Genomic DNA, 15282 nt, shown 5'->3' with positions numbered 1-15282 from the left:
CTCAAAGGAAGCCTTACCGGATGCAGTCCGCCTACACCGTCCTCATCCTGCTGACCCTGGTCAGCCTGTCGAAGCTGCTCGGCCGTGTGATCCCGCTGCCATTGCCGCTGGTACAGATTGCCGCCGGTGCCTTGCTGGCGTGGCCGACGCTGGGCCTGCATGTAGCCCTTGACCCCGAATTGTTCCTGTTCCTGTTCCTGCCTCCGCTGCTGTTCGCCGACGGCTGGCGCATCCCCAAGCGTGAGTTATGGCGCATTCGTGGCCCGGTAGTGGCGCTGGCCGTGGGGCTGGTGTTGTTCACCGTGGTCGGCGCCGGTTACTTCATCCACTGGTTGCTGCCGAGCATCCCGTTGCCGGTGGCCTTCGCCCTGGCCGCAGTGCTTTCGCCGACCGACGCCGTGGCCGTTTCAGCCATTGCCCAGGACCGCCTGCCCACTCCCCTGATGCACATGCTGCAGGGCGAGGCGCTGATGAACGACGCGTCGGGCCTGGTAACCTTCAAGTTCGCCTTGGCGGCGGCGATCACCGGGGTGTTTTCGTTGGCTGACGCCAGCTTCAGCTTCGTGTTGGTCGCACTGGGCGGCCTTGCGGTGGGCGTGGTACTGAGTTGGTTGATCGGTCGCCTGCGCATGTGGATGATCACCCGGGGCTGGGACGATCCGGCTACCCATGTGGTGTTCATGTTGCTGCTGCCGTTCGCAGCCTACGTGCTGGCCGAGCGTTTGGGCGTTTCGGGTATTCTCTCGGCAGTGGCGGCCGGCATGATGCAGAGCTGGCTCGACCTGCTGCCGCGTCAGACCAGTACCCGCCTGCTCAACCGCAGTGTCTGGTCGTTGCTGGAGTTTGCCTTCAATGGCCTGATCTTCCTGTTGTTGGGCTTGCAGTTGCCAGACATCATCAAGGCTGTGGTCAGCCACGAAGCGACCCTCTGGCCGACATTGGCCTACCGCTGCCTGGACGTGGTGGCGATCTTTGCCGCACTGATTATGTTGCGGTTCATCTGGGTCCAGAGTATCTGGCGCTCGATCGGTGTGGTCCGTCGCTGGCGCGGCAAGCCGGCACTGGTGCTGATGCCTACGGCGCGTTCCTGCTGGTTGCTGACCTTGGGGGGTGTGCGCGGCGCTGTCACCCTGGCGGGTGTCATGTCGATCCCGTTGCTGATAGGGGCTGGCACCGCTTTCCCGGAGCGTGATCTGCTTATCTTCATTGCTGCGGGGGTAATCCTGCTGTCGTTGATCAGCGCCTGCATCGCGCTGCCGATATTACTGCGCGGGGTGACCAAGAGCCCGGACGAGCGCTTGCACCAGGAAGTGCAGGAAGCCTGGCGGCGCACGGCCGAGGCGGCGATTCATGCCTTGGAGGCAGAAGAGGTGATCGACAGCAACGCACCGCAGGATGCTGCGCAGGCAACGTTGGCGACCGAGTTGAAGGCGCGCTTGATGGCTGAATACCGGGATGAGCTGGAAAGCTACGACGACAGTGCCGAAGCCAAGGCCCTGGCCGCACAGATGGACTTGCTGGAGCGGCGTTTACGCTTGCGTGCCCTGAGGGCGCAGCGGCTGGAATTGTATAACCTGCATCGTCAGCACCTGGTGGGGGATGAGGTGGTGCGGCAAGTACTGGGTGAGCTGGATATGAGTGAGGCGAACCTGGGGCAGGTCAAGTAGACCCTATCAAGGCCCTTCGCGGGCACGCCCGCGAAGGGGTTGATCAGCTGTTTTGCAGGAAGGCGCGAATCCGCTCGGCCGCCTCGATGCATTCGGCCAGCGGTGCAACCAGTGCCATGCGCACGCGCCCGGCACCCGGGTTCACCCCATCTACTTCACGCGACAGGTACGACCCCGGCACCACGGTCACATGCTGGGCTTCGAACAGGTCGCGGGTGAACTCGGCATCGTCGCCCGGTACCTTGGCCCACAGGTAGAAACTGCCGTCCGGGCGTTGCACGTCCAGTACCGGCTGCAGAATATCCAGCACGGCATCGTACTTGGCTCGGTATTGGTCGCGGTTCGCGCGCACATGCGCCTCGTCCTGCCAGGCAGCGATGCTGGCCAGCTGGGTTTGCACCGGCATCGCGCAGCCGTGGTAGGTGCGGTACAGCAGAAACGGCTTGATGATCTGGGCATCGCCCGCGACGAAGCCCGAGCGCAGCCCAGGCAGGTTGGAGCGCTTGGACAGGCTGTGGAACACCACGCAGCGCGCAAAATCGCTACGGCCAAGCTCGGCGCATGCCGACAGCAGGCCAGGCGGTGGCGCGTCCTCGTCGAAGTACAGCTCGCTGTAGCACTCGTCGGCGGCGATCACGAAGTCGTGTTCGTCAGCCAGGGCAATCAGCTTCTTCAGGGTGTTCATTGGCACCAGCGCACCGGTAGGGTTGCCCGGCGAGCACAGGAACAGGATCTGGCAACGCTTCCACACCTCGGCCGGTACGGCGTCGAAGTCCGGGTTGAAACCGTTGTTTTCCAGGCACGGCAGGTAGTGCGGGGTGGCGCCGGCCAGCAGCGCTGCGCCTTCGTAGATCTGGTAGAACGGGTTGGGGCTGATCACCAGGCCGTCATCGGCGCGGTTGACCACGGCCTGGGTGAAGGCGAACAGCGCTTCCCGGGTGCCATTGACCGGCAGGATGTGGCGGTCGGCGTCCAGCCAGCCGGCTGGCACGCCAAAGCGTCGTTCACACCACTGGCCGATGGCCTGGCGCAGGGCTGGCAAACCAAGGGTGCTCGGGTAAACCGCCAGCTTGTCGAGGTTGTCGGCCATGGCCTGGGCAACGAACGCCGGCGATTCGTGCTTCGGCTCACCGATCGACAGGGCGATGGCGCGTTTGTCCGCCGCAGGCTTCACACTGCCCAGCAGGGCGCGGAGCTTTTCGAACGGATAGGGCTGAAGCTGGGTCAAGGCATGGTTCATCGGCGCAAGGTCTCGTCAATCGTCTAATCGTTAAAAGGTCACGCGGGTCTGGCTGGTGTCGCTACCTTGACCGGCCTGCAGTTGCTGCACGATGGCTTCCTGCAGGCGGCTGCACAGCTGCGGGTCTGACAGCGGCTGGTTGTCGGCATCGGTAATGAAGAACACGTCTTCTACCCGCTCACCGAGGGTGGCGATCTTGGCGTTTTGCAGTGAAAGGTCGAACTCCAGGAAGATCCGACCCAGCCGGGCCAGCAGGCCTGGGCGGTCTGGCGCGGTGATTTCGAGGATGGTCACCGGGCGCTGGGCATCGTTGAGGATGGTCACTTGCGGCGGGAAGTCGAAGTGCTTGAGCTGCCGCGGCACCCGGCGCTGGATGATGGTCGGGTAGTCCTCGGGGTTGCGCAGCGCTTCTGTCAGGCCGTCGCGAATCTGCTTGACCCGCTGCGGGTTGTCGCCGATCGAGCCGCCGTCGTTGTCCAGCACAATATAGGTGTCGAGGGTGAACTGGCTGCTCGACGTGATGATTCGTGCGTCGTGGATGTTCAGGTTCAACTGCGACATGGCCGCCACCGTCACGGCGAAGAAATCGTGCTGGTCGGGGGCATAGATGAAGATCTGCGTGCCGCCTTCGAACTCGCGCTGGGTGGTTTCCTTGATCAGCACCAGCGGCCCGCCATCGGCCGGTTGCTGCAGGATCGCATCCGTGTGCCAAGCCACGTCGGCGGCCGTGTGCTTGAGGAAATAGTCATCGCCCAGTTGCGCCCATAGCTGCTCGACGTCATCCGGGTCGGTGCCCTCGCGCACCAGAATATCCAGCGCTGACGACTGGGTCTGGCGAATCTGCTCTTCGCGGTCCAGCGGGTTTTCCAGGCCGCGGCGCAGGGCGCGCTTGGTTTCGGTGTACAGCTGGCGCAGCAGGCTGGCCCGCCACGAGTTCCACAGGCTCGGGTTGGTGGCGTTGATGTCGGCCACGGTCAGTACGTACAGGTAGTCAAGGCGCGTCTCGTCGCCCACGTGCAGGGCAAAGTCGTTGATCACCTGCGGGTCGGACAAGTCCTTGCGCTGAGCGGTGGTCGACATCACCAGGTGGTTCTGCACCAACCAGACGATCAGGCGGCTGTCCCAGGCCGGCAACTGGTGCCGTTCGCAGAACTTCTGCGCGTCCACTGCACCGATTTCCGAGTGGTCGCCCTGGCGACCCTTGCCAATGTCGTGGTACAGGCCGGCCAGGTAGATCAGCTCGGGTTTGGGCAGGCGCCCCATGAGCTTGCTGGCCAGCGGGAATTTCTCGGAAACCGGCGTGTATTGCAGCTTGCGCAGGTGCTTGATGAGGTTGAGGGTATGCGCGTCGACCGTATAGATGTGGAACAGGTCATGCTGCATCTGCCCGACGATCAGGCCGAACTCTGGCAGGTAACGGCCGAGAATGCCGTAGCGGTTCATCCGGCGCAGGTTGCGGTGGATGCCGATTTCGCACTTGAACAGCTCGATGAACAGGCTGGTATTGCGGATGTCGGTGCGGAACGTGTCGTCGATCAGGTGGCGGTGTTCGCGCAGCAGGCGCACGGTATCGGCACGCACGCCTTTGATCTCGGGGTGTTGGGCCATCAGCACGAAGATTTCCAGCATGGCGAACGGCGTGCGTTTGAACACGTTCGGATGGGCGGCCTCGATGTAGCCGTCATGCAGGCGGAACCGCGCGTTCAGCGGCTGGGTGCTGCCACTTTCCTCATCGGCGAGGATAACCTCTTCGAAGTGCTGGATGATCAGGTCGCACAGTTGGCTGATGCTCATCACCACCCGGTAGTACTGCTGCATGAATTGTTCGATCGCCCGCTTGGGGTTTTCATCGCTGTAGCCCAGCAGCGTGGCGATGCTGCGCTGGTGGTCGAACAGCAGGCGGTCTTCGGCGCGTCCGGCCAGCATGTGCAGGGCATAACGGACTTTCCAGAGGAAGTCCTGGGACGAAGCCAGCAGTTCATTCTCGCTTTCCAGCAAGAAGCCTTCGCCGGCCAGTGCATGCAGGTTGAGCGTACCGTACTGGCGGCGGGCCACCCAAAGGACCGTCTGGATGTCACGCAGGCCACCTGGCGAACCCTTGACGTTGGGTTCGAGGTTGTACTCCGTGTCGTTGTACTTGTGGTGGCGGGCCTTGAGTTCGGCGCGCTTGGCCAGGAAGAACTCCTTGCTCGGCCACATGTGCGCGGTGCTGGTGACTTCCAGCATGCGCTGACGCAAGGCCTCGGGGCCGGCGATGGTGCGGCTTTCCATCAGGTTGGTGATTACCGTCAGGTCGGCGCGGGCCTGTTCGGCGCACTCGTCTACGGTGCGCACGCTCTGGCCGACTTCCAGGCCAATGTCCCACAACAAGGTCAGAAAGCGCTCGATGGCGTCGCGGTACTGCTCGTGCTCGGCAGCGCCCAGCAGAATCAGCAGGTCGATGTCCGAGTGCGGGTGCAGTTCACCGCGCCCGTAGCCGCCCACCGCAACCAGGGCGATGCCGCTCTGGTCGCCCCAGTCGAACTGGTTCCACGCCTGTTGCAGGATATTGTCGACGAGCCAGGCGCGGGCCTCGATCAGCGGGCGGATGTCGCTGCCGGCGCTAAAACGTTTGTCGAGCACCTCGCCGGCCAGGCGGATGGCTTTCTTGAAGGCGGCGATGGGGCTCGCCTTGAGGGCCAGTTCCGCCTGGAACTGGCCACGGTCGAACAGCTCGGGGTCCACCTGGGGCATCGCGTCACGTTCCTGTCGTGGGGTGGCCTGTCGGAGTGCGGTCAGGCCGAAGTGCGCGGGATGGTGTCGTCCTTGCGCAGGGTGAAGATCTCGTAGCCAGTCGCAGTCACCACCAAAGTGTGTTCCCACTGGGCCGAGAGCTTGCGGTCTTTGGTGATGGCGGTCCAGCCGTCGCCCAGCACCTTGGTGTCGGCCTTGCCTTGGTTGATCATCGGCTCGATGGTGAAGGTCATGCCTTCCTTCAGCTCCATGCCCGTGCCCGCGCGGCCGTAGTGGAGGATCTGCGGCTCTTCATGGAACACCTTGCCGATGCCATGACCGCAGAACTCGCGCACCACCGAGAAACCGTTCTTTTCCGCGTGTTTCTGGATCACTTCACCGATGTCGCCCAGGCGGCAGCCCGGCTTGACCAGCTCGATGGCCTTGTACATGCATTCCTGGGTGACCTTGGACAGGCGCTCGGCCCAGACCGGCACGTTACCGACGTGGAACATGCGGCTGGTGTCGCCGTGGTAGCCGTCCTTGATCACGGTGACGTCGATATTGAGCGTGTCACCGTCCTTGAGCGGCTTGTCGTTGGGGATGCCGTGGCAGACCACATGGTTGATCGAGGTGCAGATCGACTTCGGGTAGCCCTTGTAGTTGAGCGGTGCCGGGATGGCCTGCTGAACGTTGACGATATAATCGTGGCACAGGCGGTCGAGCTCTTCGGTGGTGACGCCGGGCTTGACGTGTTCTTCGATCATTTCCAGCACTTCGGCGGCCAGGCGGCCAGCGATGCGCATCTTCTCGATGTCTTCTGCGGTCTTGATGGTGACGGTCATTACAGGCTCTCTACGGCGCCGTGCACGGCGCGAACAAACGGGAAAGGCCGGATTCTAGCAGAGCAGGGCGCCGATCGGTCGGGATAAAGGCGGCCATGCTGTTGTCTATAGCTGGCATTCTGGCGCGAAAGCCGGGGTGCTGCAAAAAGTGCTGACAGACGCAACAGTATCCGGGTTCCGTTCGCTCGCGGTCTGTGGTATAAAATGCGCCGCTTTCGGGGACGACCCCGTCAGCACTTAACCCACACACGTGTCGACACGATGACCTGGGTGCCCCGAGTTGCAGAATTCGCGGGTTGGTCATTGGGATACGTGGAGGCCCAACCCGACTTATCAAGGAACTATCATGTCCCAAGTCAACATGCGCGATATGCTGAAGGCCGGTGTGCACTTCGGCCACCAGACCCGTTACTGGAACCCGAAAATGGGCAAGTACATTTTCGGCGCGCGTAACAAGATCCACATCGTCAACCTGGAAAAAACCCTGCCAATGTTCAACGACGCTCTGTCGTTCGTAGAGCGCCTGGCCCAGGGCAAGAACAAGATCCTGTTCGTCGGCACCAAGCGTTCCGCCGGCAAGATCGTCGCCGAGCAAGCAGCTCGTTGCGGTTCGCCGTACGTTGACCACCGTTGGTTGGGCGGCATGCTGACCAACTACAAGACCATCCGCGCTTCGATCAAGCGTCTGCGCGACCTGGAAACCCAGGCCGAAGACGGCACTTTCGCCAAGCTGACCAAGAAAGAAGCCCTGATGCGCTCCCGCGACCTGGAAAAACTGGATCGCAGCCTGGGCGGCATCAAGGACATGGGCGGTCTGCCAGACGCTCTGTTCGTTATCGACGTTGATCACGAGCGCATCGCGATCACCGAAGCCAACAAGCTGGGTATCCCGGTTATCGGCGTTGTCGATACCAACAGCAGCCCGGAAGGTGTTGACTACATCATCCCAGGTAACGATGACGCCATTCGCGCTATCGAGCTGTACATGACTTCGATGGCTGACGCAGTCATCCGCGGCCGCAACAACGTTGCCGGCGGCACCGAAGTTTACGCTGAAGAAGCGGCTGCACCTGCTGCTGAGTAATAGGCGCTAGCGTCTACTTGGCACGCAAAAAGGGGGCTTTGCCCCCTTTTTGCCACCTTGAAATCCTGCTGTCAGCATCGGCCCCGCATCATGGGCCTGCTGAAATGAAAACAGCGGATTTGCAGAATTGAACGCCCGTGATTGACGGGTGGAATGGTTGAAAAACTTTCCAAGAGGATTTTGAAATGGCAGCAATTACTGCAGCGCTGGTAAAAGAACTGCGCGAGCGTACCGGCGAAGGCATGATGGATTGCAAAAAGGCCCTGGAAAAGGCCGGCGGCGACATCGAGAAAGCCATTGACGACATGCGTGCCTCGGGCGCCATCAAGGCCGCCAAAAAGGCTGGCAACGTCGCTGCTGAAGGCGCTATCGCCGTCAAGACCGACGGTACATCCGCCGTCCTGCTGGAAGTGAACTCGCAGACCGACTTCCTGGCCCTGCAAGACGACTTCAAGAACTTCGTGGCCGAAAGCCTCGAAGAAGCCTTCGCCCAGAAGCTGACCGACGCCGCTCCGCTGATCGCCTCGCGTGAAGCTGCTCGTGAAGCCCTGGTTGCCAAGTGCGGCGAGAACGTCAACATCCGTCGCCTGGTGCGCGTTGAGGGTGACGTTGTCGGTGCCTACCTGCACGGCAACAAGATCGGCGCTGTCGTCGTTCTGAAAGGCGGTGACGTGGAGCTGGCGAAGAACATCGCCATGCACGTTGCAGCTTCGAACCCTGAGTTCCTGGATTCGTCGGAAATCTCCGCCGAGGCCATCGAGCGCGAGAAGAATGTCTTCCTGCAGCTGAACGCCGACAAGATCGCCGGCAAGCCGGAAAACATCGTTGAGAACATGATCAACGGTCGTATCACCAAGTTCAAAGCCGAAGCCTCGCTGAAAGAGCAAGCCTTCGTTATGAACCCGGAAGTCAAGGTTGGCGAGCTGGCCAAGAAAGCCGGTGCTGAAATCGTTTCCTTCACCTACTTCAAAGTAGGCGAAGGCATCGAGAAGCCAGTCGACGACTTCGCTGCTGAAGTTGCCGCTCAGGTCGCTGCTGCCAAGCAGTAAGACAGCCCCGTCTGTCGCCCCAAAGAGGCTGCCCGCTCACGCGCGCAGCCTCTTTGTCAAAACGGGGAGGGGTTTATACGACTCCCTCTTCGCTGGCACCGAAGCGGTGCCACGCTACAGTTAGCAGGCTGCAAACAGCCCGCACGAATTTTCTAAAAGTACGCCGCAGGAGAGACTCGCAATGGCTCAGCAGGTGAGTGGTCGCCAACCTCGCTATAAACGCATTTTGCTCAAACTTAGCGGCGAGGCCCTGATGGGCTCGGAAGACTTCGGGATCGACCCGAAAGTGCTGGATCGCATGGCGCTTGAAGTTGGCCAGCTGGTAGGGATCGGCGTCCAGGTCGGCCTGGTGATCGGTGGTGGCAACCTGTTCCGCGGCGCCGCGCTCAGCGCAGCCGGCATGGACCGCGTCACGGGTGACCACATGGGGATGCTGGCTACCGTGATGAACGGCCTGGCCATGCGCGATGCGCTGGAGCGCTCGAACATCCCGGCCCTGGTCATGTCGGCCATTTCCATGGTGGGTGTCACCGATCATTACGATCGCCGCAAAGCTATTCGTCACCTCAACTCCGGGGATGTGGTAATTTTCTCCGCCGGTACCGGCAACCCGTTCTTCACCACCGACTCCGCGGCCTGCCTGCGCGCCATCGAAATCGATGCTGACGTGGTGCTGAAGGCGACCAAGGTCGATGGCGTGTACACTGCCGATCCATTCAAGGATCCGCACGCCGAGAAATTCGATCGCCTGACCTACGATGAGGTTCTGGATCGCAAGCTGGGTGTGATGGACCTGACCGCAATTTGCCTGTGCCGTGACCACAAGATGCCATTGCGGGTATTCAACATGAACAAGCCTGGCGCCCTGCTGAACATCGTGGTGGGTGGCGCTGAAGGCACACTGATCGAGGAAGGCCAAGCATGATCAACGACATCAAGAAAGACGCGCAGGAGCGCATGGGCAAGTCCATCGAGGCCCTGTCCCGCAACCTGGCTGCAATCCGCACCGGTCGCGCTCACCCAAGCATCCTGGACAGCGTCAAGGTTACCGCCTGGGGCAGCGAAATGCCGCTGAACCAGGTCGCCGCGATCACCGTCGAAGATGCCCGCACCCTGAAGATCGTCGCTCACGACAAGAACCTCAGCGCTGCCATCGAAAAGGCCATCCTCACCTCCGATCTGGGCCTTAACCCGTCCAGCGCCGGTACCACCATCCGTGTCCCGATGCCGGCCCTGACCGAGGAAACCCGCAAGGGCTACACCAAGCAGGCCAGCGGTGTTGCCGAGGATGCCAAGGTAGCCGTGCGCAACGTGCGCCGCGACGCCCTGGCTGACCTGAAAAAGCTGACCAAGGACAAGGAGATCAGCGAAGACGAAGAGCGTCGCGCCGCGGACGAGATCCAGAAGCTGACCGACAAGTTCGTCGCCGAAGTCGATGCTGCCTTCAAAGCCAAGGAAAAGGACCTGATGGCCGTCTAAGGCCGGGGTTTTTTAATGGAAAAGACCAAGCCAGCGGCGCCGTCCTCGGTGCCGCGTCATGTCGCGATCATCATGGATGGCAACAATCGCTGGGCGAAAAAACGCCTGCTGCCCGGCGTGGCCGGGCACAAGGCGGGTGTGGACGCCGTTCGCGCGGTCATCGAAGTCTGTGCCAAATCCGGGGTCGAGGTACTGACCCTGTTCGCCTTCTCCAGCGAGAACTGGCAGCGCCCTGCCGAAGAGGTCGGTGCGCTGATGGAGCTGTTCTTCTCGGCGCTGCGCCGTGAGGCCAAGCGCCTTGACGAGAACAATATCAGCCTGCGCATCATCGGCGACCGATCGCGTTTCCATCCTGAGCTGCAGGCCGCCATGCGCGAAGCCGAGGCAGTGACCGCCGGCAACAACCGCTTCATTCTGCAGATAGCAGCCAACTACGGTGGCCAGTGGGACATCGCCCAGGCTGCCCAGCGGCTGGCGCGGGAAGTGCAAGCCGGGCACCTGCGCCCCGAAGACATCACCCCGGGCCTGCTGCAGACCTGTCTGGCAACCGGCGAGCTGCCGTTACCAGACCTTTGTATTCGCACCGGTGGCGAGCACCGCATCAGCAATTTCCTGTTGTGGCAGCTGGCCTATGCCGAGTTGTACTTCTCCGACCTCTACTGGCCGGACTTCAAACACGAGGCCATGCGCAATGCCCTGGCCGATTTCGCTTCGCGCCAGCGCCGCTTCGGTAAGACCAGCGAGCAGGTCGAGGCTGGAGCTCGTGCTTAATGCTTAAACAACGCATCATTACTGCGCTGATCCTGCTGCCGGTCGCGCTGGGTGGTTTCTTCCTGCTCAATGGCGGGGATTTCGCCCTGTTCATCGGCTTCGTAGTGACCCTCGGTGCCTGGGAGTGGGCGCGCCTGGCCGGGCTGATGGCCCAGCCGCTGCGCATTGCCTATGCTGCGGTGGTCGCGGGGGCGCTGATGCTGCTGTACATCCTTCCGGAACTGGCGCCCTGGGTACTGGGCGCTGCGGTGATCTGGTGGGGGCTGGCCACCTGGCTGGTGCTTACCTACCCGCGCAGCAGCGACCTGTGGGCCAGTGCTGCCTGTCGGTTGCTGATCGGCCTGCTGGTGTTGCTGCCGGCCTGGCAAGGGTTGGTGCTGCTCAAGCACTGGCCCCTGGGCAACTGGCTGATCCTGTCCGTCATGGTGCTGGTGTGGGCCGCCGACATCGGTGCGTACTTCTCTGGCCGGGCATTCGGCAAGCGCAAGTTGGCTCCGCAGGTCAGCCCGGGCAAGAGCTGGGAAGGCGTGTACGGTGGCCTGGCGGTCAGCCTGTTGATTACCCTGGGTGTCGGCATCAGCCGCGACTGGGGCTTTGGTCAGATCCTGCTGGGCCTGTTGGGCGCTGCGTTGCTGGTGATGTCCTCGGTGGTCGGTGACCTGACCGAGAGCATGTTCAAGCGTCGCTCCGGTATCAAGGACAGCAGCAATCTGCTCCCCGGGCATGGGGGTGTGCTCGATCGCATTGACAGCCTGACGGCGGCAATCCCGATTTTCGCCGTACTGCTGTGGGCTGCCGAATGGGGTGTGATGTGAGTCGCCCGCAGCGTATTACCGTGCTCGGGGCCACCGGCTCCATTGGCCTGAGCACGCTGGATGTGATTGCGCGTCATCCTGACCGTTATCAAGCGTTTGCCCTCACTGGCTATTCGCGCATCGACGAGCTGTTGGCCTTATGTGTGCGTCATCGCCCGGCATTCGCTGTGGTGCCGAGCACTGAGGCGGCGGTGAGGTTGCGTGCGGGTCTGGCTGCGGCCGGCTGCACCACCGAGGTGCTGGAAGGTGAGGCCGGGCTTTGTCAGGTGGCGTCGGCCGCTGAAGTGGATGCAGTGATGGCAGCCATTGTCGGTGCTGCCGGCCTGCGGCCCACGCTGGCAGCGGTCGAGGCCGGCAAGAAGGTGTTGCTGGCCAACAAGGAAGCACTGGTGATGTCGGGCGCACTGTTCATGGAGGCGGTGCGGCAAAAAGGGGCCGTGCTGCTGCCGATCGACAGCGAACACAACGCTATCTTCCAGTGCATGCCAGGCGACTACGCCCGTGGTCTGAGTGCCGTCGGTGTGCGCCGGATCCTGCTTACCGCGTCCGGCGGGCCGTTCCGCGAAACGCCGGTCGAGGCGCTGCTGGACGTGACCCCGGAGCAAGCCTGTGCGCACCCTAACTGGTCCATGGGGCGCAAGATTTCCGTGGATTCGGCCAGCATGATGAACAAAGGCCTCGAGTTGATCGAAGCCTGCTGGTTGTTCGATGCCGTGCCATCCAAGGTTGAGGTAGTGGTGCACCCGCAGAGCGTAATCCACTCGCTGGTCGACTACGTGGACGGTTCGGTACTCGCGCAGTTGGGCAACCCGGACATGCGTACGCCGATCGCCAACGCGTTGGCCTGGCCGGAACGGATCGATTCCGGGGTAGCCCCTCTGGACCTGTTCGCCATCGCCCGTCTGGATTTTCAGGCGCCCGACGAACAACGCTTCCCTTGCCTGCGCCTTGCGCGGCAGGCTGCCGAGGCCGGCAACAGCGCGCCTGCCGTGCTCAATGCGGCCAACGAAGTCGCGGTCCAGGCATTTCTTGAACGGCGCATCCGCTTCCCGGAGATCGCGGGTATGATCGAACAGGTACTCGACCAGGAACCCGTCGTACCGCTGCCGTCGCTGGATGCGGTATTTGCCGCCGATCAGCGTGCCCGGGAGCTTTCCCGTGAGTGGCTGAGGCGTCACGGCCGCTGATGCAGGCCCGCCAAGGTTCGTGAGGGGGCTGGGCAGGATGCCGGCCCGCTGAACATCATTCGGAGATGGACATGACAGCGCTCTACATGATTATCGGCACCCTCGTGGCGTTGGGTGTGCTGGTCACTTTCCACGAATTCGGTCACTTCTGGGTGGCGCGCCGCTGCGGCGTCAAGGTGCTGCGTTTCTCGGTGGGTTTCGGCACGCCGCTGCTGCGGTGGCATGACCGCCACGGCACCGAGTTCGTTGTTGCGGCCATTCCTCTGGGTGGCTACGTCAAGATGCTCGACGAGCGCGAAGGCGATGTGCCGCCGGCGCTGGCCGGGCAGTCGTTCAACCGCAAGTCGGTGCGCCAGCGTATTGCGATTGTCGCGGCAGGCCCGATCGCCAATTTTCTGCTGGCTATCCTGTTTTTCTGGGTGCTGGCGATGCTGGGTACCCAGCAAATCCGCCCGGTTATCGGCGCGGTCGACAGTGGCAGCCTGGCAGCATCTGCAGGGCTGACCGCAGGTCAGGAAATCGTTTCTGTAGATGGCAAGCCGACCAACGGTTGGTCGGCGGTCAATTTGCAGCTGGTTCGTCGTCTGGGCGAGAGCGGTACCTTGCAGATTGGCGTGCGCGATGAGGGCGCCAGCGCCGAGCGTCAGCTGCAGGTCAAGCTGGACAATTGGCTCAAGGGCGCCGACGAGCCGGACCCAATTCAATCCCTGGGGCTGCGCCCTTGGCGACCGGCGATCACACCTGTGCTGGCCGAGATCGATCCGAAGGGGCCGGCTGCCGCTGCGGGCCTGAAAACCGGTGACAAGCTGCTGGCTCTGGACGATGTGGCAGTGACTGAATGGCAGCAGGTTGTCGACCGCGTGCGCGCCCGCCCGGATGCCAAGGTAGTGGTGCGAGTGGAGCGCGATGGCGCTGCCCTGGAGCTGCCGGTGACCTTGGCCCGCAAGGGGGAGGGCAAGGCCGTCGGTGGCTATCTTGGCGCTGGCGTCAAAGGTGGCGAATGGCCTGCCAACATGCTCCGCGAAATCAGCTACGGCCCGCTGGATGCGGTGGGTGAGAGCTTGTCGCGTACCTGGAACATGAGCGTCCTGACCCTTGAGTCGCTGAAGAAAATGCTGTTCGGGGAGCTCTCGGTAAAAAACTTGAGTGGACCGATAACCATTGCTAAAGTGGCGGGCGCTTCAGCCCAGTCCGGCGTGGGGGATTTCCTGAATTTCCTGGCCTACCTGAGCATAAGCCTGGGGGTTCTTAACCTGCTGCCCATTCCAGTACTGGACGGGGGGCATTTGCTGTTTTACCTGGTCGAGTGGGCGCGCGGTCGTCCGCTGTCGGATCGGGTGCAAGGTTGGGGGGTTCAGATCGGTATCAGTTTGGTCATAGGGGTGATGTTGCTCGCCCTGATCAACGATCTGGGTCGACTATAAAGCTTCGCTCAATTGCGAACCTGCCGTTTTGTGACGGCAGGTTGTTTATTGCCAGTTGGAATAAAAGGACTTCATGAAACGTCTGCTGCTAACTGCGGTCATGTCCGCACTGATGATCGCTGAAGTTCACGCCGAGTCCTTCACCATCTCCGATATTCGCGTCAACGGCCTGCAGCGGGTTTCCGCTGGCAGTGTGTTCGGTGCCTTGCCGCTGAACGTTGGCGACCAGGCCGACGACCGCCGCCTGGTGGACTCGACTCGTTCCTTGTTCAAGACCGGGTTCTTCCAGGACATCCAGTTGAGCCGCGATGGCAATGTGCTGATCATCAACGTGGTCGAGCGCCCGTCGGTGTCGAGCATCGAGATTGAAGGCAACAAGGCGATCAGCACCGAAGACCTGATGAAGGGCCTGAAACAATCGGGCCTGGCCGAAGGCGAGATCTTCCAGCGTGCCACCCTCGAAGGTGTGCGTAATGAGCTGCAGCGCCAGTACGTGGCCCAAGGGCGCTACTCGGCCGAGGTCGACGCCGAGGTGGTGCCGCAGCCGCGCAACCGAGTGGCACTGAAGATCAAGATCAACGAAGGCACCGTCGCCGCCATCCAGCACATCAACATCGTGGGCAACAACGTATTCGATGATGAGACCCTGGGGCAGCTGTTCGAGCTGAAGACCACCAACTGGCTGTCGTTCTTCAAGAACGACGACAAGTACGCCCGTGAAAAACTCTCCGGTGACCTGGAGCGCCTGCGTTCCTACTACCTGGACCGCGGCTACATCAACATGGACATCGCCTCCACCCAGGTGTCCATCACGCCGGACAAGAAGCACGTCTACATCACCGTCAACATCAACGAAGGCGAGAAATACACCGTTCGCGACGTGAAGCTGTCCGGTGACCTCAAGGTGCCGGAAGACCAGGTCAAGTCGTTGCTGCTGGTGCAGCCGGGCCAGGTGTTCTCGCGCAAGGTGATGACCACCACGTCCGAGCTGATCACCCGCCGCCTGGGT

General features: G+C 62.1%; 13 protein-coding genes. 10 read left to right on the top strand and 3 right to left on the bottom strand.

What is annotated here, in order from left to right:
- Window positions 1–20 precede the first annotated feature (20 nt).
- Entirely contained in the window at window positions 21–1667 is a 1647-nt protein-coding gene (locus tag AC3WLP_RS20875; protein WP_088513365.1) for a Na+/H+ antiporter, read from the top strand.
- 43 nt (window positions 1668–1710) lie between these two features.
- Here AC3WLP_RS20875 and dapC read toward each other — a convergent pair whose 3' ends face one another.
- Genes dapC through map form a run of 3 tightly spaced genes read right to left on the bottom strand, consistent with a single transcriptional unit; the run spans window position 1711 to window position 6464 of the window.
- On the bottom strand, window positions 1711–2907 hold the full coding sequence (dapC, locus tag AC3WLP_RS20870; RefSeq protein ID WP_012053545.1) for a succinyldiaminopimelate transaminase: 1197 nt from the start codon (window positions 2905–2907) through the stop codon (window positions 1711–1713).
- A 30-nt stretch (window positions 2908–2937) separates the two neighbouring features.
- Window positions 2938–5640 carry a [protein-PII] uridylyltransferase gene (locus AC3WLP_RS20865; RefSeq protein ID WP_003252283.1) on the bottom strand — a complete coding sequence of 901 codons (2703 nt, stop codon included), beginning with the start codon at window positions 5638–5640 and terminating at the stop codon, window positions 2938–2940.
- Between the two features lie 41 nt (window positions 5641–5681).
- On the bottom strand, window positions 5682–6464 hold the full coding sequence (gene map, locus AC3WLP_RS20860) for a type I methionyl aminopeptidase (protein WP_003252286.1): 783 nt from the start codon (window positions 6462–6464) through the stop codon (window positions 5682–5684).
- 346 nt (window positions 6465–6810) lie between these two features.
- Between map and rpsB the strand changes: the two genes are divergently transcribed.
- The 9 genes from rpsB to bamA form a co-directional block, all read left to right on the top strand.
- Window positions 6811–7548 carry a 30S ribosomal protein S2 gene (gene rpsB, locus AC3WLP_RS20855; RefSeq protein ID WP_003252287.1) on the top strand — a complete coding sequence of 246 codons (738 nt, stop codon included), beginning with the start codon at window positions 6811–6813 and terminating at the stop codon, window positions 7546–7548.
- Window positions 7549–7733: 185 nt separating this feature from the next.
- Window positions 7734–8597, top strand: coding sequence for a translation elongation factor Ts (gene tsf / locus AC3WLP_RS20850; protein ID WP_003252290.1), 864 nt, complete (start codon window positions 7734–7736; stop codon window positions 8595–8597).
- A gap of 181 nt (window positions 8598–8778) precedes the next feature.
- On the top strand, window positions 8779–9522 hold the full coding sequence (pyrH, locus tag AC3WLP_RS20845) for a UMP kinase (protein ID WP_088513366.1): 744 nt from the start codon (window positions 8779–8781) through the stop codon (window positions 9520–9522).
- A complete protein-coding gene (gene frr / locus AC3WLP_RS20840; protein ID WP_003252296.1) occupies window positions 9519–10076 on the top strand; it encodes a ribosome recycling factor in 558 nt (185 codons plus the stop codon). Before pyrH ends, frr begins: the two co-directional genes overlap by 4 nt.
- Window positions 10077–10091: 15 nt before the next feature.
- Window positions 10092–10847, top strand: a complete 756-nt coding sequence (gene uppS / locus AC3WLP_RS20835) for a polyprenyl diphosphate synthase (protein WP_003252299.1) — start codon at window positions 10092–10094, stop codon at window positions 10845–10847.
- Window positions 10847–11662: a phosphatidate cytidylyltransferase gene (locus AC3WLP_RS20830; RefSeq protein WP_003252301.1), complete on the top strand. Its 816-nt coding sequence runs from the start codon at window positions 10847–10849 to the stop codon at window positions 11660–11662. The genes uppS and AC3WLP_RS20830 overlap by 1 nt, the downstream gene beginning before the upstream one ends.
- Complete coding sequence (ispC, locus tag AC3WLP_RS20825; protein WP_088513367.1) at window positions 11659–12849, top strand: 1-deoxy-D-xylulose-5-phosphate reductoisomerase; 1191 nt, start codon at window positions 11659–11661, stop codon at window positions 12847–12849. The genes AC3WLP_RS20830 and ispC overlap by 4 nt, the downstream gene beginning before the upstream one ends.
- A 71-nt stretch (window positions 12850–12920) precedes the next feature.
- On the top strand, window positions 12921–14273 hold the full coding sequence (rseP, locus tag AC3WLP_RS20820; RefSeq protein ID WP_026031852.1) for an RIP metalloprotease RseP: 1353 nt from the start codon (window positions 12921–12923) through the stop codon (window positions 14271–14273).
- A gap of 73 nt (window positions 14274–14346) precedes the next feature.
- The coding region (gene bamA, locus AC3WLP_RS20815) for an outer membrane protein assembly factor BamA (protein WP_492576237.1) at window positions 14347–15282 on the top strand (936 nt) is incomplete at its 3' end.

This window comes from Pseudomonas sp. FW305-E2 (assembly GCF_058782925.1).
The sequence above is the reverse complement of the archived record's forward strand: the minus strand, read 5'-3'. Positions and strand labels throughout refer to the sequence as shown.